16 protein-coding genes and 1 pseudogene are annotated in these 22,222 nt (G+C 71.3%); 12 read left to right on the top strand and 5 right to left on the bottom strand.

All coding sequences use genetic code 11. From position 1 onward, the window contains the following. Nucleotides 1-30: 30 nt before the first annotated feature. Nucleotides 31-1,227 (top strand): annotated as a pseudogene (locus RC2_RS08415) (acyltransferase family protein); the annotation flags it as partial. On the opposite strand, the gene RC2_RS19450 reads toward RC2_RS08415, so the two are convergent. From RC2_RS19450 to RC2_RS08400, 3 genes are all read right to left on the bottom strand, one after another. Next, nucleotides 1,146-5,426: an alpha-(1->3)-arabinofuranosyltransferase domain-containing protein gene (locus RC2_RS19450; RefSeq protein WP_442981463.1), complete on the bottom strand. Its 4,281-nt coding sequence runs from the start codon at nt 5,424-5,426 to the stop codon at nt 1,146-1,148. The pseudogene RC2_RS08415 and the gene RC2_RS19450 overlap by 82 nt on opposite strands. 101 nt (nt 5,427-5,527) lie before the next feature. After that, nucleotides 5,528-5,689, bottom strand: a complete 162-nt coding sequence (locus RC2_RS08405; RefSeq protein ID WP_072681274.1) for a DUF2613 domain-containing protein — start codon at nt 5,687-5,689, stop codon at nt 5,528-5,530. Nucleotides 5,690-5,725: 36 nt separating this feature from the next. Then, complete coding sequence (locus RC2_RS08400; protein ID WP_068145290.1) at nt 5,726-6,193, bottom strand: universal stress protein; 468 nt, start codon at nt 6,191-6,193, stop codon at nt 5,726-5,728. Between the two features lie 90 nt (nt 6,194-6,283). Here RC2_RS08400 and RC2_RS08395 point away from each other — a divergent pair, with 90 nt between their 5' ends. Both RC2_RS08395 and RC2_RS08390 read left to right on the top strand, forming a co-directional pair. After that, on the top strand, nt 6,284-7,477 hold the full coding sequence (locus tag RC2_RS08395; RefSeq protein ID WP_068145190.1) for a glycoside hydrolase family 3 N-terminal domain-containing protein: 1,194 nt from the start codon (nt 6,284-6,286) through the stop codon (nt 7,475-7,477). A gap of 54 nt (nt 7,478-7,531) precedes the next feature. Continuing rightward, complete coding sequence (locus tag RC2_RS08390; protein ID WP_068099303.1) at nt 7,532-8,119, top strand: TetR/AcrR family transcriptional regulator; 588 nt, start codon at nt 7,532-7,534, stop codon at nt 8,117-8,119. A gap of 65 nt (nt 8,120-8,184) precedes the next feature. On the opposite strand, the gene RC2_RS08385 is transcribed toward RC2_RS08390, so the two are convergent. Then, nucleotides 8,185-9,057, bottom strand: coding sequence for a MaoC/PaaZ C-terminal domain-containing protein (locus tag RC2_RS08385; protein ID WP_068145187.1), 873 nt, complete (start codon nt 9,055-9,057; stop codon nt 8,185-8,187). Between the two features lies 1 nt (nt 9,058). After that, nucleotides 9,059-10,405 (bottom strand): 3-oxoacyl-ACP reductase, encoded by a 1,347-nt coding sequence (locus RC2_RS08380; RefSeq protein ID WP_068145184.1) that lies wholly within the window; start codon nt 10,403-10,405, stop codon nt 9,059-9,061. Between the two features lie 144 nt (nt 10,406-10,549). Here RC2_RS08380 and RC2_RS08375 point away from each other — a divergent pair, with 144 nt between their 5' ends. The 9 genes from RC2_RS08375 to RC2_RS08335 all read left to right on the top strand — a co-directional run bounded on the left by RC2_RS08375 (nt 10,550) and on the right by RC2_RS08335 (nt 22,042). Beyond that, complete coding sequence (locus tag RC2_RS08375; protein ID WP_068145182.1) at nt 10,550-11,851, top strand: acetyl-CoA C-acetyltransferase; 1,302 nt, start codon at nt 10,550-10,552, stop codon at nt 11,849-11,851. A gap of 208 nt (nt 11,852-12,059) precedes the next feature. Beyond that, complete coding sequence (locus RC2_RS08370) at nt 12,060-13,412, top strand: reverse transcriptase family protein (protein ID WP_139277317.1); 1,353 nt, start codon at nt 12,060-12,062, stop codon at nt 13,410-13,412. A 187-nt stretch (nt 13,413-13,599) separates the two neighbouring features. Then, complete coding sequence (locus RC2_RS08365) at nt 13,600-15,297, top strand: VanW family protein (RefSeq protein ID WP_072681270.1); 1,698 nt, start codon at nt 13,600-13,602, stop codon at nt 15,295-15,297. A 127-nt stretch (nt 15,298-15,424) separates the two neighbouring features. Next, nucleotides 15,425-15,919, top strand: coding sequence for a flavin reductase family protein (locus RC2_RS08360; protein WP_068145283.1), 495 nt, complete (start codon nt 15,425-15,427; stop codon nt 15,917-15,919). 76 nt (nt 15,920-15,995) lie between these two features. Then, nucleotides 15,996-17,570, top strand: a complete 1,575-nt coding sequence (locus RC2_RS08355) for a carboxyl transferase domain-containing protein (protein WP_068145176.1) — start codon at nt 15,996-15,998, stop codon at nt 17,568-17,570. A gap of 8 nt (nt 17,571-17,578) precedes the next feature. Then, nucleotides 17,579-19,594 (top strand): acetyl-CoA carboxylase biotin carboxylase subunit, encoded by a 2,016-nt coding sequence (locus tag RC2_RS08350; protein WP_068145172.1) that lies wholly within the window; start codon nt 17,579-17,581, stop codon nt 19,592-19,594. Next, on the top strand, nt 19,591-20,751 hold the full coding sequence (locus RC2_RS08345) for an acyl-CoA dehydrogenase family protein (protein ID WP_068145169.1): 1,161 nt from the start codon (nt 19,591-19,593) through the stop codon (nt 20,749-20,751). Before RC2_RS08350 ends, RC2_RS08345 begins: the two co-directional genes overlap by 4 nt. Nucleotides 20,752-20,798: 47 nt before the next feature. Then, a complete protein-coding gene (locus tag RC2_RS08340; RefSeq protein ID WP_068145278.1) occupies nt 20,799-21,230 on the top strand; it encodes a MaoC family dehydratase in 432 nt (143 codons plus the stop codon). Continuing rightward, nucleotides 21,227-22,042: an HpcH/HpaI aldolase/citrate lyase family protein gene (locus RC2_RS08335; RefSeq protein ID WP_371828671.1), complete on the top strand. Its 816-nt coding sequence runs from the start codon at nt 21,227-21,229 to the stop codon at nt 22,040-22,042. Before RC2_RS08340 ends, RC2_RS08335 begins: the two co-directional genes overlap by 4 nt. The last annotated feature ends 180 nt before the right edge of the window (nt 22,043-22,222 follow it).

The raw sequence follows: 22,222 nt of genomic DNA, 5'->3' as shown, positions 1-22,222 counted from the left end.
GGGACGCCGTGAGGCACACTGGGCAGGACCATGACCAGCGACGCTCCTTCCGTATCGGCGACGACGACGCCGCCCGACGCGACGGCGCCGGTCGCGGGCTTCGTCCCCGCGCTCGAGGGAATGCGGGGTCTGGCGGCCGTGGGTGTCCTGCTCACGCACGTCGCGTTCCAGACGGGAACGTTCTCGGTGCCGGTGGTCGGTCCGTTGCTCGGTCGGCTGGACCTGGCCGTCGCGGTCTTCTTCGCACTCTCGGGTTTCCTGCTCTGGCGCCCGCATGCGGCGGCGGCGCGGGGTCTCGGTCGCGCGCCGTCGGCGCGGCGATACCTGCTGCACCGCGCGGCGCGCATCCTCCCCGTCTACTGGGTGGTGGTGATCCTGGTGCTGGCGCTGCTGCCGGGTGCGGGCGGCGGTCTCGGGCTGTGGCTGGCGAATCTGACGTTGGTGCAGGTCTTCGTCCCGCTCTCGCTCACCCAGGGGCTCACGCAGATGTGGTCGCTGTCGGTGGAGGTGGCCTTCTATCTCCTCCTTCCACTGGTCGGGTGGATGCTGTCGCGACTGTCCGGCCCGCGTGCGCGGTGGCGAGTACCCGTGCTCCTCGGTGTCGCGGCGGCGTCGACGGCGTGGACGTTCCTGCCGATCGCGACCGTCGACGGGGTGAACATCGAGAACTGGCTGCCCGGCTACCTGTCCTGGTTCGCCGCGGGCATGGTCGTCGCGGAGACCGCGGCGGAGATCGCCGCGCGACCGGCCGGAGCGGTGCGTCCCCGGTTGGCCCGCCTCGCCGATCGGCGCTGGACGTTGCTCGCGGTCGCCGTCGTCGCCTTCGCCGTCGCGGCCACCCCGGTGGCCGGTGAGCAGGACTTGACGACGCCGGCCGCGTGGCAGTTCGCCGTCAAGGTCTCGCTCGGTGCCCTCGTCTCGTTCTGCCTGCTGGCCCCGTTGGTCCTGGGCACGTCGATTCGGACACGGTGGCTCGGTGGGGAACTCGCGTTGACGATCGGGCGGTGGTCCTACGGCATCTTCGTGTGGCACCTCGCGGTCCTGGCGGTGGTGTTCCCGGTGCTGGGCATCTCGCCGTTCGCGGGACAGTTCCCGCTGGTGGCCGCCGCGACCCTGGTGTTGACGATTCCCGTGGCCGCGGCCGGTTACGCGTTGATCGAAGAGCCGGTGCGGGTGTTCGTCCGCGATCGGGAGCGGCGCAGACGGCCGACGAGCCTCGCGAGCACCGACGACTCCGGCGAGTTCGGTGCCGCGGCGAGCAGCACCGACACCGCGGGCGCCACCACCGCCAGCAACGCCGCTCCCTGAATGACCGCGGAGTGGCCGACGTAGCCGCCCGCGGCGCGCCAGGGTCCGGTGGAGAGCATCGCCCCGGCGAGCGTGAAGCCGACGCCGGCGACGACGACGGCGCCGCGGCCGGCCACCACCGGGCCGAACCGTGAGCGCACCCCGACGAACGCGGCGGCGAGTGCCGCGACCAGCCCGAGTCCGGCGGGCCCGCCGATCACCCAGGCCGCACCGGCCAGGCCCACCGACCCGGCGACGAGGCCGCGCCAGGGCCGGACCGGCGTCGCGGCGGCGTCGACCCGTCGCGGTCCGACGAGCAGGAACGCGATCAGCGCCGCCGTCAGCACCAGTCCGGCGACCAGGGCCGTTCGGTAGGTGGTGTCGGCGGGGAAGCTCAGCGTGACCTCGCCGGACACGCCGGCGGGCACCACCCAGCCCTGCTGCCACCCGTTCACCACGATCGGGGTCAGCACGGTGCCGTCGGGAATCGTCGCTCGCCAGACCGACGTGCTCTCGGGGACCACCAGAATGCGGTCCTCGTCGGCTCCCGGGAGCGACACGCGTCGGGTGTGCTCGGTCCACTCGTCGGCCGCGACCGCGACGGGGTCCGGCCCGGCCGCCGGGAAGGCGCGGAGGGGAGCGCTGCGCAGGGTCACCGAGTCGACGACGAACGCGTCGCCGGGATCGACCGACACCGACTGCGCGCCTGCCGGGAGCGGAACCGGGTTCGACACGTTCGCGACGACGGGAACATCGCCGGCGCACACGGTCGCGGGAACCGGGACGCCCGCTGCGAGGGCGGATGCGGGTGCGGTCACCGCGGTGCGGACCAACTGTCCGGCGACGGTGAGCGTGGGTCCCTCGCCGCACGCGAGGACGACGGGGGCGTCGGTCTCGGCGGCGGTGTCGGTCCGTGTCGTGGGCAGGGCCGGATCGTCCGACCGCACCGCGATCTCCGCGAGCCCGGGCGGGCGGATCCGGTCGAAGCCCAGGGCGGTGCGGTCGAGAACGTCGTCCCAGTCGAGCAGGGACACCACGATGCGGTCGGTCTCGGCGGGCGCGAGATCGATCTCCGTCGTTCCCTCGGGGTCGATCTCGCGGACCTGCGGTCCGGCGCCCAGATCGACGGCGACACGGAGGGGATGTGCGGGCAGGGTGCCGAGCGACTGGGTGAGCGCGAGACCGTCGACTCGCGCCCGACGCGGAAGTGTCAGTGTCACCGTGGGATACGTGCCGGCGCGGGACTCGACCGAATCCGGCGACGCGGTCCAGCTGGTGCGGTCGTCCCCGTCGGTGAGGGCGAACGCCGAACCGCGGACGTCGGTCACCTCGGACGCGCCGCGCGCGCGGGGGCGCCCGTCGCGGGCGAGGAGATCCTCGAGCGCCGAGCCCGGTCGTCCCCGGACCCACAACTCCGGGGTCACCGCCGTGCCCTGCGGGACCGACAGCGTCCGCTGGAACGCGTCGACCTCTTCGGGGTCGATGCCGACGCCACCGGCGCAGCGGACCCGATCGGGAGTGTCGATGCACGCCGCTCGGCCCGGAAGCTCCTGGGCCAGCGACCAACCCGTCACGGTGACCTCGGGTGCCGGTGCGGGCAGGTCGGTGCGGTGCTCGATGCGGATCGGCGCGGGCGCCGTGGGGTCGGAGAAGTCCGTCAGCCGCAGATCCGCGATCCCGAACTGAGCTCCGCGCGATCCGTCCTCGGTCTGCGTCGCCGTGATGCGGACGAACGTGGTGCGTCCCGCGGGCAACGAGACCACCACCGGCTCACCCGGTTCGGTGATCCGAGCCGCGGACGTGCCGGTGTCCGTGGCGATCTCCACCCATTTGACCGGTGAGCCGAGCGACCCTGCGGTGGTGCGGAATTCGAGCAGGCCCGACGTCAGTGGAGTGTCGGGTCGCAGTTCGAGCCACTGCCCGACCGCGCTCTCGAGTCCGTTGCTGATCCACCCCGTGACGAGGTCGCCGTCGACCGCCGCGGCCGGATTCGCGCCCGGCAACGCGCCGCCGAACTGGGTGGCGTCGGATGCGGAGGAGGACACCGTGACCCGCGCTCCGCGCCAGGATCCGGTGACCGGTGGGGTGGGTCCGGCCGGGTAGTCCGGAACGGCGTTCAGGGTACGCCGCGCGTCGTCGGGCGCACGGACGGAACTGCTGTGATCGTCGACCGACCCGAAGTCCACCTCGCGCTCGACGGGGGTGTCGGTGACCAGAACGTCGTCGACGGGCAGGCCTGCCGCGCGCGCGTCGCCGTCGAGCAGGATCGGACCGGCCGGGACGGGGGCGATACCGCCGCGCTCACGCTCGTCGTCGAGCCGGGCGGCGACCTCCGGTCCGCCCTGCACCCGCGGTACGTCGTCGGCCGTCACCGTGTACGGACCCGCAGGAGCGCCTCCGGCCTCGACCTCGTAGATCTCGATCGCCGGGTACGTCGGACGCAGATCGGAGTCGGAGACGATGCCCTCGACGTCACCCGGGCCGACGTCGTCACCGAACGTCGCGACGCGGCGCAGACCGGGTGATCCCTCGATCGCCCGGTGGACCGTGGACGTCCGGGTGGATCGGGACGTCTCGGGGTCGAGATCGTTGCGCAGCACCAGGTGCCGCACGTTCATCGTGGTCAGCGTGGCGGCGAGTCCGGCGGACGGACGGCCGTTCGCGAGGAGTCGCTGCACGGCGTCGAGCGCACGGATCGCGCCCGGTGGGACCAGGGGAACGGCGTCGCGCACCGCCCACGGTGACGACGCCAGGGCCTGGAGCGGTTCGTCGCGGGTCAGGCCCCACAGCTGCGAGGCCAGCGGCGCACCGGGGACGACGAGGGCGCGCGATCGGGCGGGGCCCTCGCCCGCATGGTCGGTCACCCACTGCGCCGCCTGCGACCAGGCGTCGGGTACGGCCGGATAGGCGCCCCGCGGGGCGAGGCGCCCGGTCCAGGCGAGCGACGTCGCCACGGTGAGCGCGACGAGGATCAGCGCGGCGAAGGCCAGCAGCGGGTTCTTCTCGGGGTGACGGGCGGCGCGGCGCCACCGCGGCGAGGACACGGTGCCCGGCAGCGGGGCGAACCGGAGCAGGTGGGCGATACCGAGGGCGAGGGGGAGGCGGATCAGCGGCTCGAGTTTGTGGATGTTGCGCAGCGGTGCGCCCACCCCGTCGAGGAACGCGCGCACCGGCTCCGACACCGGCGAGGCCAACCCGCCCACGTATCCGGCGGCCATACCCACCACGCCGATCAGGAGGATCAGCGTGAGTCGTCCGCGCGCGGGCATCGACCGCATCGCGAGGCCGGCGAGCCCCGCCGCGGCGACGACGCAGGAGGCGAGGACGACGGCCGGCTGCGTCACGACGATCGCGCCCGCGATGCGTTCCGGCGAGACGAACGGCGTCCAACTGCTGGTGCCGCGGACGGCTTCGGTCAGCGAGGCCCACTGCGTCGTCGTTCCGGCGGACTCGATGTAGTCGAGGAAGGGCGGGCTGACCCCGCCGAGGACGAGCAGCGGCACGATCCACCACAGGGTCGCGGCCAGGAGCGCGACGATCCACCAGCGCGTGAACTGCCACCACCGTGCGTCGGGACGGTGCGCGAGCCACCAGACGACGGCGACCAGCGTGGCCGCGGCGGTGGCCACGGCGTTCACCGCGCCCATGAGGGCGACCGCCACGGCCGACGACGCGGCGGCGCGGCGGACGTCGATCGCGCGCCCGGAGAAGACGCGCACCAGGGGAATCAGCACCCACGGCGCCAGCATCACCGGGAGCGACTCGGAGCTGATGGAGCCCAGAGTGGTGAGCACTCGGGGTGCCAGGACGAACGTCAGTCCGGCGACCACCCGCGATCCGCGGCTGCCGATCTCCAGCGCCTCCGCGAGCCGCACGATGCCCCAGAACCCGGCGAAGAGCAGCAGCGCCCACCACAGCCGCTGGGTGATCCAGCCGGGGACGGAGAGGACGTCACCGAGCGCGAAGAACGCGCCGTGCGGGAAGAAATAACCGTAGGCCTGGTTCTGCACCTGACCGAGCGGTGCGTCGGAGGTCCACAGATGCGACGCGCGGGAGAGGAACCCGAGTGGGTTCTGGGTGAGGTCGTACTTGGTGTCGGCCACGATCAGGCCGGGGGCCTGCAGGAACGACAGGATCAACGCGCCGAGGGCCGACCAGAAGCGCCACCGAGCGCCGACGGGCGCGAGAGCTGACGCTGCAGCGCCGACGGGCGCTGCAGCGCCGACGGGTCCGAGAGCGGTCAGCGGCTGCCGTACTCGACCTGATTGAGCAGCGAGGAATCCGCGTTGCCCGACCGGTCGATCTCGGGACGGCTGTTCGACGAGGCGGCGGCGGTGGCGCCGAAGACCACGGCGACCCCCAGCACAGCTCCGACCAGGGCGCTCACGGCTGCGGATTTCACGCGCTCAACGTACCAGGACGGCCCGCCGTCCGGGTGTCACCGGCCGGGCGGAACGATGAGAACGGGGCGATGACTGTGCTTGAGCACGAGATCGGCCACCGACGACTGCAACAGCGATCGAAGTCCGGTGCGACCGCGGGTGCCGGTGACGATGATGTCGGCGTTCACCTCGTCGGCCACCTCCACGATGGTGGTCCAGATGGCGGAGTGCGACTCCTCGCAGCGGCCGTCGGCGTTGATTCCGGCTCGCGCCGCGAGTTCGAGTCCCTCGGAATTGGTGGCCCGCGCGTCGGAGAGCGCGATGTCCTCGGTGGTCTCGTCGGGCAACCATTCCGGGGCCATGACGCCCGACAATCCCGACATGCGGGCGGCCTGACGCACCATCGGTTCCCAGGCGGTGACGACGATGGCCCGCTCGGCCTGGAGGAAGCGCCCGGCGTACTGGACGGCGCGGCGGGCGTTGTCCGACCCGTCGTAGGCGATCAACATGACGTCACAGGACATGGCGGTCCTCCCGACGGGGATGGGGGTCGTGGCCTGCACCTTACCGGCGCACCGCATCGTCCGCGCGGCCATCGCGATAACGTTTCGGACATGCCCGGATACCGCCTGACCGCTCTCCTGGCCGTGTCGACCGTCGCGCTGACGGCCTGTGGCTCGGGGTCGCAGACCGACGCACCGGAGCCTTCCGCCCCGTCTCCCGCGGCGGTGGCGTCGTCGTCGGCGGCTCCGGCGGCTCAGTCGACTACGTCACCGGCCGCAGACCCGAACACCACCGACACCTGTGCGCAGGCGGTGGCCGCCCTCACCGAACGACAGCGGCTGGCGCAACTGCTGACCGTCGGCGTCACCGGGACCGACGACGCTCTCGCGGTCGTGCGCGCCGAGCAGGTCGGCGGGGTGTTCGTGGGCAGTTGGACCGAGCCGAGCATGCTCGCCGGCGGTGGCGTCGCGCAGGTGCAGGAGGCCGCATCGGTGCCCGTCATGGTGACCATCGACGAGGAGGGCGGTCGGGTCTCGCGGGCGGAGGACGTGCTCGGATCGATCCCGAGTGCACGGGAGACCGCGGCGACCATGACGCCGGAGCAGACCTACGCGATGTGGCGCGAGCGTGGGGAGGGACTGCGGAACCTCGGGATCACCGTCGACTTCGCTCCCGACGTCGATGTCAGCTCGCAAGCGGACGACACCGTGATCGGTGATCGGTCCTACTCCGACGATCCGGCGACCGTCGTCGCCTACGCCGATGCGGCGGCGCGCGGCCTGCGCGACGCCGGTGTGCTCCCGGTGATCAAGCACTTCCCCGGTCACGGTGCGGCGTCGGGTGACTCGCACACCGGAGCTGTGACCACCCCACCCCTGAGCGATCTGCAGACCCGCGATCTGGTGCCCTTCCGCGAGCTGGCCCGCCCCGGCGTCGGTGCCATGGTGGGGCACCTGGACGTGCCCGGGCTGACGGCCCCGGGCGAACCCGCGAGCATCAGCCCCGCGGCGATGGCGCTGCTGCGCGACGGCGCCGGGTACGGCGCGGCGCCGTTCGACGGACCGATCTTCACCGACGACCTGTCCGGCATGGCGGCCATCACCTCTCGGCTGGGCATCGAGGAGGCGGTGGAGGCGGCACTCGTCGCGGGTGCCGACGTCGCGTTGTGGATCACGACGGACGCCGTCCCGGACGTGCTGGACCGCCTCGAGGACGCGGTGGCGGCGGGCCGGCTGACCGACGATCAGGTGAACCGGAAGGTGGCCACCGTGTTGCGGGCGAAGGCCGCCCCGGGTTGCGTGTGAGCGAGCTGACCGTCGAGTAAGATCGGGGGCTGCACCGAGACCGCGGGAGGGCGCATGGCAGGCGGAACCAAGCGGTTGCCGCGCGCCGTCCGCGAACAGCAGATGCTCGACGCGGCCATCGAGGTGTTCTCCGAGAACGGCTTTCACGCCACGTCGATGGATTCCATCGCCGCGCGAGCGCAGATCTCGAAGCCGATGCTGTACCTGTACTACGGCAGCAAGGACGAGCTGTTCGCCGCCTGCATTCACCGTGAGGGCCTCGAATTCGTCCAGGCCATGACCCCGGCGGCGGACCCGTCGCTGAGTCCGCGCGAGCAGCTCCGCAAGGCCCTGGTGGGGTTCCTGACGTTCGTCGACCAGCACCGCTCGTCGTGGATGGTCCTCTACCGCCAGGCCATCGGTCAGCAGGCGTTCGCGGGACAGGTGCAGAGCAGTCGGGACCGCCTGATCGCGCTCACGGCGTCGCTGCTGGAGATGAGCACGAAGGATCCGGGGCCCGAGCACGACTTCGGGTTGATGGCCGTCGCGCTGGTCGGCGCCGGTGAGGCCGTCGCGGACCGCGTGGCGGGGGGCGAGGTGGACGTCCACCAGGCCACGGAGCTGCTCGAGACGCTCGCGTGGCGGGGTCTGCGCGCGTCCTGACGAACGAGAAACACGGCCACCCCGCAGGGTGACCGTGTCTCACGTGAATCGGCGCTGCGTCTCGCTCAGCGCAGGGTGCCCGTCAGGAACGGGTAGCCCTTCTTCGGGTGCTTCAGAGCCAGGTCCCACCGGCCGCGCTCGCCCGCCTGGTCCGCGTAGACGTTGACCTTCGCCGGCAGCACGATCGGCTTGCCGAACTTCACCGAGTACGTCGTCGAGTCCGCGATCCGTCCGTCGACCGCCCCCAGCACGGCCGCGGCACTCCACATCCCGTGAGCAATGGTGCGCGGGAACCCGAAGGCCTTGGCGCCCAACGACGAGACGTGGATCGGATTGCGGTCACCCGAGACCGCGGCGTACTTCGAGATGACCTTCTGGTCCGGACGCAGCGTGGTGAGGGGCGGCGGCGGAACCTCGTCGGCCGGCGGCGCCTCACGCGGGCCGCCCGACAGCGAGGTCTTCTGCAGCGACAGGAACGTCGAGGTCTGCCGCCACACCGTCTCCCGCCCGACGGCGACCTCGCTGATCAGGTCGATCAGCAGACCCTTGCGATGCTCGCGGAGGTTCTCCGCGTGCACGGTGATGTCGAGCGGCTCCAGCACCGACACCGGACGCAGGCTCTCGATCACGTTCTCCGCGTGCACCGAACCCATGGCGGCGAACGGGAAATCCTTCGACACCATCAGCGACATGACGGTGGGGAACACCAGCGTGAACGGGTAGGTGATGGGGAGCGCGTCGGTCAGGCGCAGCCCGGTCACCCGGCAGTAGGCCGCCAGGTTGTCCGGATCCACCTGCACCCCGGCCAGTTTCAGCGTCGTGCTCGGCACCGACCGGGTCCGCTTGCCGCCGCCGATGATCGGCACCGAGTCGAGCGCGGCGCGCGCGTAGACGTCGCGAATGCGCGGCGGCGCGTCGAGCGTGATCACGTCACCCACGTCAGGCTCCGATCAGGGACTGACCGCACACGCGCACGATCTGCCCGGTCACGGCGTTGGAGGCGGGGCTCGCGAAGTAGGCGATGGTCTCGGCCACGTCCACGGTCTGGCCGCCCTGCAGCAGCGAGCTCATCCGTCGTCCCGCCTCGCGCGTGGCGAACGGGATGGCCGCGGTCATCGCGGTCTCGATGAAGCCGGGAGCGACGGCGTTGATGGTGATGTTCTTCTTCGCCAGCTCGGGAGCCTCGGCGTGGACCATGCCGATGACGCCGGCCTTCGACGCGCCGTAGTTGGTCTGGCCGCGGTTGCCCGCGATGCCGGCGATGGAGGACACGTCGATCACGCGGCCGCCCTCGTTCAGCGTGCCGGACTTCACCAACGACGACGTGATGCGGTGCGGCGCAGCGAGGTTGACGCCGATGACCGAGTTCCACCGGGCGTCGTCCATGTTGGCGAGCAGCTTGTCGCGCGTGATGCCGGCGTTGTGCACCACGATGTCGAGGCCGCCGTGACGCTCCTTGACGTGCTTGGCCAGGACGTCGGCGGCGTCGGGCGAGGTGACGTCGAGGGCGAGCGAGGTTCCGCCCACCTTGTTGGCCGTCTCCGACAGTGCCTCGCCGGCGGCGGGGATGTCCGCGCAGATGACGTGGGCGCCGTCGCGCGAGAGGACCTCGGCGATGGTGGCGCCGATACCGCGCGCGGCGCCGGTCACCAGGGCGACCTTGCCCTCGAGGGGCTTGTCCCATGACGCGGGAGCGGTGGACGAGTCCTTGCCGACGGCGATGACCTGACCGGACACGAAGGCGGACTTGGCCGAGAGCAGGAAGCGCAGGGTGGACTCGACGCCGGACAGGTCCGGTGCGGCGTCCGAGGAGACGTAGACCAGCTGCGAGGTGCCGCCGCGACGCAGTTCCTTGCCGACGCTGCGGGTGAAGCCCTCGAGCGCACGCTGGGCGATGTGCTCGTCGACCGACGAGGTCTCCTCCGGCGTGGTGCCCAGCACCACGACGCGGCCCGACGGGCCGAGACGCTTGATGTTCGGGGAGAAGAACTGGAACAGCTGCTCGAGCTCCTCGATGGAGGCGATGCCGGTGGCGTCGAAGACCAGGGCGCCCAGCTTGTCGTCGTGCGCGCTGGCGACGGGGTAGTCGGACAGCAGGACCCGCAGGGGCTCCGCGAGGCGTCCGCTGCCGCCGATCAGGATCGGTCCGGCGAGCGGCGGCTCACCCGGCTGGTAGCGACGCAGCGTCTCCGGCTGGGGCAGTCCGGCCTGCTTCGCGAGGAACGCGCCGGGCGCCGAGGACAGGAACTGCGAGTAGAGGTCGGGGGCTCCCTTGGTGGCTGCCATGTCTCACCTTCGTGTCTCGGGGATGTCGTGTTTCGCGACTTGTCGGGTGGTGTCGACAAGTAACTTACCGGTGAGTAAGAATAGAGTCCACGACGATGCGGCCACAAGGCGGCCGTACCCTCCGCGCACAGGGAGAACGAACCAGTGACCAGTACAGAGAAGCGCCCCGTCGCGATCCTCGGTGGCAACAGAATTCCGTTCGCCCGCTCGAACAAGGCGTACGCGAACGCGTCCAACCAGGACATGCTGACCGCCGCCGTCGACGGGCTGGTGAGTCGGTTCAACCTCCAGGGCGAGCGGCTGGGCCTGGTCGGCGGCGGTGCCGTCCTCAAGCACCCGCGCGACTTCAACCTCACCCGCGAGGTGGTGCTCGGCAGCGCCCTGAGCCCGTACACCCCGGCGTTCGACCTGCAGCAGGCCTGCGGCACGAGCATGCAGACCGTGATCGCGGTCGGCGACGCCATCGCGGCCGGCCGCATCGAGTCCGGCATCGGCAGCGGCGTGGACACCACCTCGGACGCTCCCATCGGCGTCAACAACGAGCTCCGGGAGTTCCTGCTCACGCTGAACCGCGCCAAGAGCACCACCGATCGCCTCAAGCTGCTCGCGAACGTGCGGCCGTCCATGCTGGGCATCGAGATCCCGCGCAACGGCGAGCCGCGCACCGGCAAGTCGATGGGCGAGCACGCCGCGGAGACCGCCAAGGAGTTCGGCATCCGCCGTGAGGACCAGGACGCCCTGGCCGCCGCGAGCCACCGCAACATGGCCGCGGCCTACGACTCCGGGTTCTTCGACGACCTGATCACCCCGTACCTCGGCCTGACCCGCGACGACAACCTGCGCCCCGATTCGTCGGAGGAGAAGCTGGCCAAGCTCAAGCCGGTCTTCGGTACCTCGCTGGGCGACGCCACCATGACCGCCGGCAACTCCACGCCGCTCACCGATGGTGCGTCGGCCGTCCTGCTGTCGAGCGACGAGTGGGCGGAGCAGCACAACCTTCCCGTGCTGGCCCACCTGGTGGACTCGGAGTTCGCGGCCGTCGACTACGTCCACGGCAACGGCTCGTACAAGGACGGCCTCCTCATGGCCCCCACCTACGCGATCCCGCGTCTGCTCGAGCGCAACGGCCTCACGCTGCAGGACTTCGACTACTACGAGATCCACGAGGCCTTCGCCTCCGTCGTGCTGGCCACGCTGCAGGCCTTCGAGAGCGACGAGTACTGCAAGGAGCGTCTGGGACTCGACGGCGCCCTCGGCTCGATCGACCGGAGCAAGCTCAACGTGCACGGCTCCTCGCTCGCGGCGGGCCACCCGTTCGCCGCGACCGGTGGTCGTGTCGTGGCCACGCTCGCGAAGATGTTGTCGCAGAAGGGGTCCGGCCGCGGCCTGATCTCCATCTGCGCTGCCGGCGGTCAGGGGATCACCGCCATCGTCGAGGCCGCCTGACCGGTTCTCGCGTACACGAAGGGACCCGGCTACGAGGGGTGGCCGGGTCCCTTCGTGCTGCACCGACATGCGGCTGCTGTGGCACCATGGGCCGCGTGCAGCGGTGCCGGGGCGAGAGTGGGGTCGACCGGAGTTCGCGGCCGGTCACCCGTCTCGGGGGCAACCCCCGGGAACGAGAACACAGCCGATCACTGCGTCCGACGCAGGAATGCACGCTCCGCGTGCTGCGCTGCGCCGCCGACGGGAGAGCATGGTCGCCCCGGTCCCGCTGCCGCTCGCGACCGTGACTCCCCCGCCGGAGAACCCGCACTGGGCCCGCCACCACGTTCCGGCGATCGCGCCGCTGCTGGTCGACACCGCATGGACACGCGCCGCGCTCGACGAGATGTTGGTGCCGTTCGGGGGGTTCCTCGATGTCGACACCCTGCGCAGACGGCTGATGGACGCGATCACCGGTGCGCCGTACACCGTGGACATCGCGGTCCGCGTCCTGCTGGAGGCGGGGTTTCCCGGTCCGCCGCCGCGCATCTCGATACCGCGGGCTCCGCTGGTGGTGCGGCCGTGGCGGTTCGACGTGCCGCGATATGCGTCGGCGGCCGAGCTCGCCGCCTCCCTGGACGTGACCCTCGACGAGCTGGACTGGTTCGCCGATCTGCAGGGTCGGCTGTGCCGCGCACCGACTCCGCTTCGGCACTACCGCGCGCTGACGATCCCCAAGAGCGCCGGCGCGCACCGCCTTCTCGAGATCCCGAAGCCGCGGCTGCGCGAGATGCAGCGCCGCGTCCTCCGTCGCATCGTCGAGCGCATCGAGCCGCACGACGCCGCCCACGGATTCCGGCGAGGCCGCGGCGTCCACACGTTCGCCGACCCGCATCGACAGCAGGACGTCGTGATCCGGATGGACGTGCGGAATTTCTTCCCGACCATCACGTTCGCGCGCATCCGCGGAGTCTTCGCCGCATGCGGCTATCCCGATGCCGTCGCCGCGGTCCTCGCCGGCATCTGCACGACGTCCCTGCCCGTGGACGAGGCTCGGCCGCTGCCCTGGCGGGAGGCGACCGACCTCCGCGGGCGGCACCTCCCGCAGGGCGCACCGACGTCGCCGGCGCTGGCCAACCTCGTGGCACGCGGCGTCGACCGCCGTCTCGCCGGACTCGCCCGCGCTCGGGGCCTGGCCTACACCCGGTACGCCGACGATCTGGCCCTCTCCGGCCCGTCGTCCACCGACGTCCGGACCGTGATCGGCACCGTCGACCGCATTCTGCGGCAGGAGGGGTTCACCCCGAACGAGGCGAAGACGCGGGTACGACGCTCCCACCGGCGCCAATCGATGACCGGGCTCGTGGTCAACGTGTCCCCGCAGGTGCCGCGGGAGGAGTACGACGCGCTGCGCGCCCTGCTCCACAACTGCCGTCGGACCGGTGCCGCGGCGCAGAACCACGACGGTGTGCCCGACTTCCGGGCGTACGTCCTGGGACGGGTCGCGTGGGTGGGGGAGTCGAACGACACCCGACGGCGGCGGCTGCTCGCCCTGGCCGACGAGGTCGACTGGGCATCCTGACGAGCGGCTCCTCGATTGCGATCCGGCTCCCCCGATCGGGGGCGCCGAACCGGAACAGGGGAGCCGTTCACGACCTGAACGGCCGCTGTAACGCTTCCCGACCCGCCCCGATAGAGGGGGTGGCTCCGCAGCGCTGCCCGACCCCCGACCCGGCAGCGCTGCGGGGCCTTCTCGGTAGGCTCGGGCCGTGAATCAGCAACACTCGCGCACGTCGTCGGCGTGGAAGCCCGTGGCCGTGGTCGCCGGCGCCGTCGTCGCCGTGGGCGTCGCGCTCTACGCGGTCGACTGGTTCACCTCCAGCGGTGACATCCCCCGCGGCGTGACCGTCGCCGGGGTCGACGTCGGTGGCCGGAGCCCGCAGGACGCGGAAGCCCTGCTGCGCGATCGCCTCGGCTCCCGCGCCGACCAGCCGGTCACCGTGCGTGCCGACGACGCCACCGCCGAGATCGTCCCGGCCGCCGCCGGCCTCGGCATCGACTGGGTCGGCACCCTCGACCGCGCGGGTGACCAGCCGTTGTCGCCGATCACGCGATTGACGTCCTTTTTCGGCTCGCGGGAGATCGGCGTCGTCTCCTCGGTCGACGACGCCGCCCTGACCGCCGCCGTCGAGAACCTCCGTCCCGCCGTGGACCGGGCGCCCGCGGAGGGCGGGGTGGTGTTCGACGCCGCCACACCGGTTCTGGTCCTGCCGGTGACGGGCCGGACGCTGAACGTCGACGCGGCCGCCACCACCCTCGAACGGGACTGGGCGTCGGGCGACACCGTCGACCTCCCCTACGACGAGCAGGCCGTGACCGTCACCGAGCAGGGCGTGCGGGACGCCGTCGACGAGGTGGCCGCACCCGCCGTGTCCGCCCCCGTCGTCGTCACGGGTCGGGAGAGCGCCACCACCACGCTTCCGCCCGAGCGGGTGGGTGAGGTCCTGCGGTTCGAGCCGAACGGCGACGGCGGGCTGGACCCGGTCTACGACACCGACGCCGCGATCCGCATCCTCGCGCCCGGACTGGCCGAGACGGAGACGCGCCCGGTGAACGCGCGCTTCGACTTCTCGTCGGGACGGCCCGTCGTCGTGCCGTCGCAGGAGGGCGTGGCCGTGCAGTGGCCGCAGACGCTCGAGAACCTCCCCGACCTGCTGGCCGCGGACGGGCCCGCGCGGTCGGTCGACGCGCAGTACGGACCGCAGGCACCCGCAGTGACCACCGAGCAGGCGAACGGCCTCGGCATCCGAGAAGTTGTGGCCGAGTACACCACCGGTGGCTTCGAATACGCGTCCGGCGTGAACATCGGGCTGACCGCGGACATCGTGAACGGTGCCGTCGTGGCACCGGGCGAGACGTTCTCGCTCAACGGCTACACCGGCCCGCGCGGGACGGCGCAGGGCTTCGTGGAGTCCGGCATCATCGACAACGGTCGGCCGGACCGCGCCGTCGGCGGCGGAATCAGCCAGTTCGCCACCACGCTCTACAACGCCTCCTACTTCGCCGGGATGGAGGATGTCGAGCACACCGAGCACAGCTACTACATCTCCCGCTACCCCGAGGCGCGGGAGGCGACGGTGTTCGAGGGCGCGATCGACTTGAAGTTCCGGAACCCCTTCGAGACCGGCGCGGTGATCGAATCGTTCGCCGATTCGTCGTCCGTCACCGTCCGGATCTGGGGCACCAAGACCGTCGATGTCGAGTCGATCACCGGATCCCGGTCCGCACCGACCTCGCCGGACACGATCCGATTGCCGCGCGGGCCGCAGTGCATCGCGTCGAGCGGCGCGCCGGGCTTCACCACCAGCGATACCCGCGTCGTCTCCGATGCCACCACCGGAGCCGAACTCTCCCGCACCACCCGCACCGTGAAGTACGACCCCGTGCCTATCGTGCGGTGTGAATGAGCCGGACCCCGGCGTGCGAGTAGCGCGGGTCCCGCTCACGGTGATCCGAACCCCCTGCCTGTGACCTTGCACGGTCCACCCCCGCGGGTGGTGGCGGCAGGATGAGCGCGGCCCTACCGTGGAGTTCATGAGCCTCGCCTCCACCACCGACCTCGACCAGGACACGTTGCGCCGGGCGTACGGCACGTTTCCCAGCGGGGTCGTCGCGATCGCGGCGCAGATCGACGGCGAGCGCGTGGGGTTGGCGGCGAGCAGCTTCGTCTCGGTGTCGATCGACCCGCCCCTCGTCGCCTTCTGCATCCAGAACACGTCCAGCACGTGGCCACGCCTGGCGGCGGCATCGCACCTCGGCATCAGCGTGCTCGGGGAAGCGCACGACGTCGCCGTGCGCACCCTGGCCGCCAAGACCGGCGATCGGTTCGCCGGGCTGACCACGCGCACCAGCGACGACGGCGCCGTGTTCGTCGAGGGCGCCTCGGCGTGGCTGGACACCACCGTCGAGCAGCAGATTCCGGCCGGTGACCACGCGATCGTGCTCCTGCGGATCCACGGTCTGGACGTGCACAGCGGCGTCGCCCCCATCGTGTTCCAGGGAAGTCGGTTCCGCCGCCTCGTCGAGTGAGCCCGGGCTCGTGGACTTTCGGTTAATCATCGTTTACCGTCTTGGTTAAGGGCGATTAACCGAGAGACGGTGGCACATGACGGTGAGGACGGGCGCGTACCGCGATGCGCACCTGGCGCTGGTCGACGACCTGCGGGCAGCGACGGAGAAGGCGGCGCGCGGCGGCAGCGAGAAGGCCCGGGCGCGTCACGTCGAGCGCGGCAAGTTGCTCCCGCGAGACCGCGTCGACACGCTGCTCGACGACGGCAGCCCGTTCCTCGAAGTCGCCCCGCTGGCCGCGAACGGGATGTACGACGACGCGTGCCCCGGCGCCGGCGTCGTCGCCGGGATCGGGCGGGTGGCCGGCCGCGAGGTGATGGTGGTGGCCAACGACGCCACGGTCAAGGGCGGCACCTACTACCCGATGACCGTCAAGAAGCACCTGCGTGCGCAGGAGATCGCGCTGCAGAACAGGCTGCCCTGCGTCTACCTGGTCGACTCCGGCGGCGCGTTCCTGCCCATGCAGGACGACGTGTTCCCCGACCGTGAGCACTTCGGCCGCATCTTCTACAACCAGGCGACCATGAGCGCGCAGGGCATCGCGCAGATCGCGGCCGTCATGGGCTCCTGCACCGCCGGCGGTGCCTACGTCCCCGCGATGAGCGACGAGGCCGTGATCGTGCGGAACCAGGGCACGATCTTCCTCGGTGGTCCGCCGTTGGTGAAGGCCGCGACCGGCGAGGTCGTCACCGCGGAGGAGCTCGGTGGCGGCGACGTGCACGCCAAGGTCTCCGGCGTGGCCGATCACCTCGCGGCCGACGACCGCGATGCGCTGCGCCGCGTCCGCGCGATCGTCGCCACGCTGGGGCCGAAGTCCGATACGCCGTGGGAGACCGTCGAGCCACGCCCGGCGGCCGACCAGACCGAGCTTTACGACGTCGTCCCGACCGATCCGCGCACGCCGTACGACGTGCACGAGGTCATCACCCGGTTGGTCGACGCCGGCGAGTTCGCGGAGTTCAAGGCCGAGTACGGCACGACGCTGGTGACGGGCTTCGCGCACATCGCGGGACACCCCGTCGGCATCGTCGCCAACAACGGTGTGCTGTTCGGCGAATCCGCCGTCAAGGGAGCACATTTCATCGAGCTGTGCGACAAGCGCAGCATCCCGTTGCTGTTCCTGCAGAACATCACCGGCTTCATGGTCGGCCGAGAGTACGAGGCCGGCGGCATCGCCAAGCACGGCGCCAAGATGGTCACCGCCGTCGCGTGCGCTCGGGTGCCGAAGCTGACCGTGGTCATCGGCGGCTCCTACGGCGCGGGCAACTACTCGATGTGCGGGCGCGCGTATTCACCTCGCTTCCTGTGGATGTGGCCGAACGCACGGATCTCCGTCATGGGCGGCGAACAGGCGGCGTCGGTCCTCGCCACCGTGCGCAGCGACCAGCACTCCGCATCGGGTGAGCCGTGGACCGAAGAGGACCAGGAGCGGTTCAAGGCCCCCATCCGCGCGCAGTACGAGGAGCAGGGCAACCCCTACCACTCGACCGCGCGGTTGTGGGACGACGGCATCATCGACCCGGCCGACACCAGAACCACACTGGCGCTGGCACTCTCGGTCTGCGCGGGCGCGCCCTTGCCGCCCGTGTCCTACGGCGTCTTCAGGATGTGACGGCAGCTATGACCCCCGACATCACCACCGTGCTCGTCGCCAACCGCGGCGAGATCGCCGTCCGCGTGTGTCGGACGTTGCGACGGCTGGGCATTCGTTCCGTCGCGGTGTACAGCGACGCCGACCGCGACGCCCTGCACGTGCGCGTCGCCGACACCGCGGTGCGGCTGGGCCCGGCCGCAGCGCGGGAGAGCTACCTGAACATCGACGCGGTGATCGACGCCGCGCGACGTAGCGGTGCCGACGCGATCCACCCCGGCTACGGATTCCTCTCGGAGAACGCCGAGTTCGCGGCGGCGTGCGATCGCGCGGGCATCGCGTTCGTCGGTCCGCCCGCCGGGGCGATCCGCACGATGGGCGACAAGATCACCGCCAAGAAGGCCGTGTCCGCGTTCGACGTCCCGGTCGTGCCCGGCATCGCCGAGCCGGGGCTGACCGACGACGAGCTGGTCGCCGCGGCACCGGAGATCGGCTTCCCGGTCCTGATCAAGCCGTCGGCCGGCGGCGGCGGCAAGGGCATGCACGTCGTCGAGTCGGCGGAGGCGCTGCGCCCGGCGCTCGAGCGAGCGCGGCGCGAGGCGGCGTCGTCGTTCGGGGACGACACGCTGTTCCTCGAGCGATTCGTGTTGTCCCCTCGGCACATCGAGGTCCAGGTGATGGCCGACGCACACGGGTCCGTCGTGCATCTGGGCGAGCGGGAATGCTCGCTGCAGCGTCGGCACCAGAAGGTGATCGAGGAAGCCCCGTCGCCGCTGCTCGACGAGGCCACCCGCGCTCGCATCGGCGAGGCGGCCTGCGCGACGGCCCGCAGTGTCGACTACGTCGGCGCCGGCACCGTGGAGTTCATCGTCTCGGCCGACGCGCCGGACGAGTTCTTCTTCATGGAGATGAACACCCGCCTGCAGGTGGAACATCCGGTGACCGAGGAGGTCACGGGACTCGACCTGGTCGAGCTGCAACTGCGCGTCGCCGCGGGCGAACCGCTGCCGATCACGCAGGAGGACGTCACCCTCACCGGCCACGCCGTCGAGGCACGCATCTACGCCGAGGATCCGGCGCGCGGGTTCCTGCCCACCGGCGGCACCGTCGTCGGGCTCGTGGAACCGTCCGGACCCGGTGTCCGCGTGGACTCCTCGCTGTCCGTCGGGTCCGTGGTGGGCAGCGACTACGACCCGATGCTGTCGAAGGTGATCGCCCGCGGCCGTGACCGCGCCGATGCCCTGCGGATCCTGACCCGCGCGCTGACGGACACCGCGGTGCTCGGCGTCGGGACCAACGTCGACTTCCTGACCTACCTTCTCGGCACCGACGACGTGATCGCCGGGCGGCTCGACACCGGGCTGCTCGACCGCGTCGTCCCCGACTACGCCGCCCCCGACGTCGCCGACGAGGCTCTGATCGCCGCGGCGACCTTCCGGTGGTCGTCGTCGTGGCCGACCGGCGAGGTCGATCCGTGGACCGTCCCGTCGGGATGGCGGGCGGGAGGACGTCGGGCGCCGATCACCGTGGTGGTCGACGACGGCGCCACGCGTCGCGTCGTGACCTTCTCCGGTACCCCGGACGACGCCGTCGTCTCGGTGGACGACGGACCGGAGCGCTCCGTGTCGGTGTCGGTGGCAGGAGACCGGGTCGGCGTCGTGCTCGACGGTCTCCGGTCGACCGTCACCGCGGTCTCCGACGCGGACTCCCTGTGGGTCACCGGTGCGGGCGGTGGCCGCCGGCTCCGGGTCGCCGCGGAGGTCGACCTCGCCGAGGCGGACGCGGCCGCGACGTCCGACGAGATCCGAAGCCCCATGCCCGGCACCGTGATCGCCACCCCGGTGGCCGACGGCGCCGAGGTTCGCGCCGGCGACGTGGTGGTGGTCGTCGAGGCGATGAAGATGGAACACGCACTCACGGCCCCGGCGGACGGTGTCGCTCGGGTCTTCGTCACCCGAGGCGACCAGGTCGCCGTCGACCAAGTTCTGGCGCAGCTGCGCACCGATACCACTCCCGATTCGACCGCCAAGGAGAACGCGGCATGACCGACCTGAGTACGGGCTCGTTGCCCGACGAGTACACCCAGCTGGCCAAGACGGTCCGCGACTTCGCCCGTACGGTCGTGGCACCCGTTGCGGCGCAGCATGATCGGGACCACACGTTCCCGTACGAGGTGGTGCGGGGCATGGCCGACATGGGCCTGTTCGGTCTGCCGTTTCCCGAGGAGTACGGCGGCATGGGCGGCGACTACTTCGCCCTCTGCCTGGCGCTCGAGGAACTGGGCAAGGTGGACCAGAGCGTCGCCATCACGCTGGAGGCCGGAGTGTCCCTGGGGGCGATGCCGGTGTACCGATTCGGTACAGAGGCACAGAAGCAGGAGTGGTTGCCGCGCTTGACGTCCGGCCACGCGCTGGGCGCCTTCGGCCTGACCGAGCCCGGAGCGGGCAGCGACGCCGGCGGAACGCGCACCACCGCCGTGCGGGACGGTGACTCCTGGGTCATCAACGGCTCCAAGCAGTTCATCACCAACTCGGGCACCGACATCACCGAGCTGGTCACTGTCACGGCGGTCACCGGGCGGGACGCGTCGGGCAAGGCGCAGATCTCGTCGATCCTCGTGCCCACGAGCACACCGGGATTCGAGGCCGGACCGGCCTACGACAAGGTGGGGTGGAACGCTTCCGACACCCACCCGCTGACGTTCACGGACGTGCGGGTGCCCGCCGAGAACCTGCTCGGCGAGGAAGGTCGCGGGTACGCCGGGTTCCTACGCATTCTCGACGAGGGTCGTATCGCGATCGCCGCACTGGCGGTCGGTGCCGCCCAGGGCTGCGTCGACGAGAGCGTGAAGTACGCCCGCGAGCGCGAGGCGTTCGGCACCGCGATCGGACGCAACCAAGCGATCGCGTTCAAGATCGCCCGCATGGAAGCCCGTGCCTACGCCGCCCGGACGGCCTACTACGACGCCGCCGCACTCATGTTGGCCGGCAAACCCTTCAAGAAGGAAGCGGCGATCGCCAAGCTCGTGGCGTCGGAGGCCGCGATGGACAACGCCCGCGACGCCACCCAGATCCACGGCGGCTACGGGTTCATGAACGAGTACGCGGTCGCACGGCACTACCGGGACAGCAAGATCCTCGAGATCGGCGAGGGCACCACCGAGGTGCAGCTGATGCTCATCGCCCGTCAGGTGGGGCTGTGACCGGCGAGCCGGTCCGGGTCGTCCAGCGCGGCCTGTGGTTCGACGAGATGGAGATCGGCACCGTCTACGAGCACCGGCCGGGGCGTACGATCACCGAGGCCGACAACGTCCTGTTCACCACGCTGACGATGAACACGCAGGCGCTGCACCTCGACGCCGCCTACGCCGCGGACACCACGTTCGGTGAGCGCCTGGTCAATTCGATGTTCACCCTCTCCACGCTGGTCGGACTGTCCGTGGCGCAGCTGACGCAGGGCACCATCGTCGCCAACCTCGGGTTCTCCGACATCGCGTTCCCCAAGCCGCTGTTCCACGGCGACACGCTGTACGCCGAGACGCTGATCGCGGCCAAGCGCGAGTCGTCGTCGCGGCCGGGAGAGGGCATCGTGACGTTCGAGCACACCGGGCGCAACCAGCACGGCGTCGTGGTGGCGACGGCCACGCGGAAGACGTTGGTGCGCCGGGAGCCGGGCGCGTGAGTGCCGGTCCGATGAGTCCCGTCTGGATGTTCTGTCCCGCCGACCGCCCCGAGCGGTACGCCAAGGCGGCTTCCGCGGCCGACGTGGTGATCCTCGACCTCGAGGACGCCGTCGCGCCCGCCGACAAGGAGTCCGCCCGGGCGGCGGTGATCGACACCCCGCTGGACCCGGCTCGGACCGTGGTGCGGGTGAACGCTCGGACCACCGACGAGTTCGCCGCGGACCTCGCGACCCTCGACCGCACGTCGTACCGCCGGGTGATGCTCCCCAAATGCGAGTCCGCCGAGGATGTTCGGGCTCTGGGCGGTCGCGAGGTAGTCGCGCTGATCGAGACCCCGCTGGGGGTGGTGCGGGCGGCCGAGGTCGCCGCGGCCGACGGGGTCGTGGCCGTGATGTGGGGTGCGGAGGATCTCATCGCGGCGCTCGGGGGCGAGTCCTCGCGCTGGGCCGACGGAACGTACCGGGACGTGGCGCAACACGCGCGGTCGTCGGTGCTGCTCGCGGCAAAGGCTTTCGGGCGAGCGGCGCTGGACTCGGTCTACCTCGACATCGCCGACCTCGACGGGCTCCGGGCGGAGACCGACGACGCCGTGGCCGTGGGGTTCGACGCCAAGGTAGCGCTCCACCCGACCCAGGCCGCGGTGATTCGGGAGTGCTTCACCCCGTCTCCGGCCCGACTCGACTGGGCGCGGCGGGTTCTCGCTGCCGCCGACACCGAGCGTGGGGTGTTCACCGTGGACGGGAAGATGGTCGATGCGCCGGTGATCCGGCACGCCGAGCGGGTGCTGCGGTCGGCGCCGCCCGAGGGGTGAGCGGGGCCGCGCAAGTTTCCGCCACCCTCACCGGTTGCAACCTGCGCGGGTGACCGGAAGCTGAGCGGGTGGGCCGTGGCTCGCACCTGCTCAGGTTCCCGCCACCCTCACCGGTTGCAGCTGCGGGACAGCGGACGTAGTGCCGCACAACGGCCCCGCACGCACCTCGGCCGCACCATT

The sequence above is a fragment of the Rhodococcoides corynebacterioides NBRC 14404 genome (genome assembly GCF_001894765.1).
Lineage (GTDB): Bacteria > Actinomycetota > Actinomycetes > Mycobacteriales > Mycobacteriaceae > Rhodococcoides > Rhodococcoides corynebacterioides.
Note: the sequence above shows the minus strand (reverse complement) of the source record. Positions and strands in the feature narration are given on the sequence as shown.

Excerpts from the sequence above, each read along its gene's own strand:
- RC2_RS08400 (WP_068145290.1), bottom strand. The coding sequence starts at position 6,193 with ATGTCCTGTGACGTCATGTTGATCGCCTACGACGGGTCGGACAACGCC.
- RC2_RS08395 (WP_068145190.1), top strand. The coding sequence starts at position 6,284 with ATGCCCGGATACCGCCTGACCGCTCTCCTGGCCGTGTCGACCGTCGCG.
- RC2_RS08390 (WP_068099303.1), top strand. The coding sequence starts at position 7,532 with ATGGCAGGCGGAACCAAGCGGTTGCCGCGCGCCGTCCGCGAACAGCAG.
- RC2_RS08380 (WP_068145184.1), bottom strand. The coding sequence starts at position 10,405 with ATGGCAGCCACCAAGGGAGCCCCCGACCTCTACTCGCAGTTCCTGTCC.
- RC2_RS08370 (WP_139277317.1), top strand. The coding sequence starts at position 12,060 with ATGCACGCTCCGCGTGCTGCGCTGCGCCGCCGACGGGAGAGCATGGTC.
- RC2_RS08360 (WP_068145283.1), top strand. The coding sequence starts at position 15,425 with ATGAGCCTCGCCTCCACCACCGACCTCGACCAGGACACGTTGCGCCGG.
- RC2_RS08355 (WP_068145176.1), top strand. The coding sequence starts at position 15,996 with ATGACGGTGAGGACGGGCGCGTACCGCGATGCGCACCTGGCGCTGGTC.
- RC2_RS08350 (WP_068145172.1), top strand. The coding sequence starts at position 17,579 with ATGACCCCCGACATCACCACCGTGCTCGTCGCCAACCGCGGCGAGATC.
- RC2_RS08345 (WP_068145169.1), top strand. The coding sequence starts at position 19,591 with ATGACCGACCTGAGTACGGGCTCGTTGCCCGACGAGTACACCCAGCTG.
- RC2_RS08340 (WP_068145278.1), top strand. The coding sequence starts at position 20,799 with ATGGAGATCGGCACCGTCTACGAGCACCGGCCGGGGCGTACGATCACC.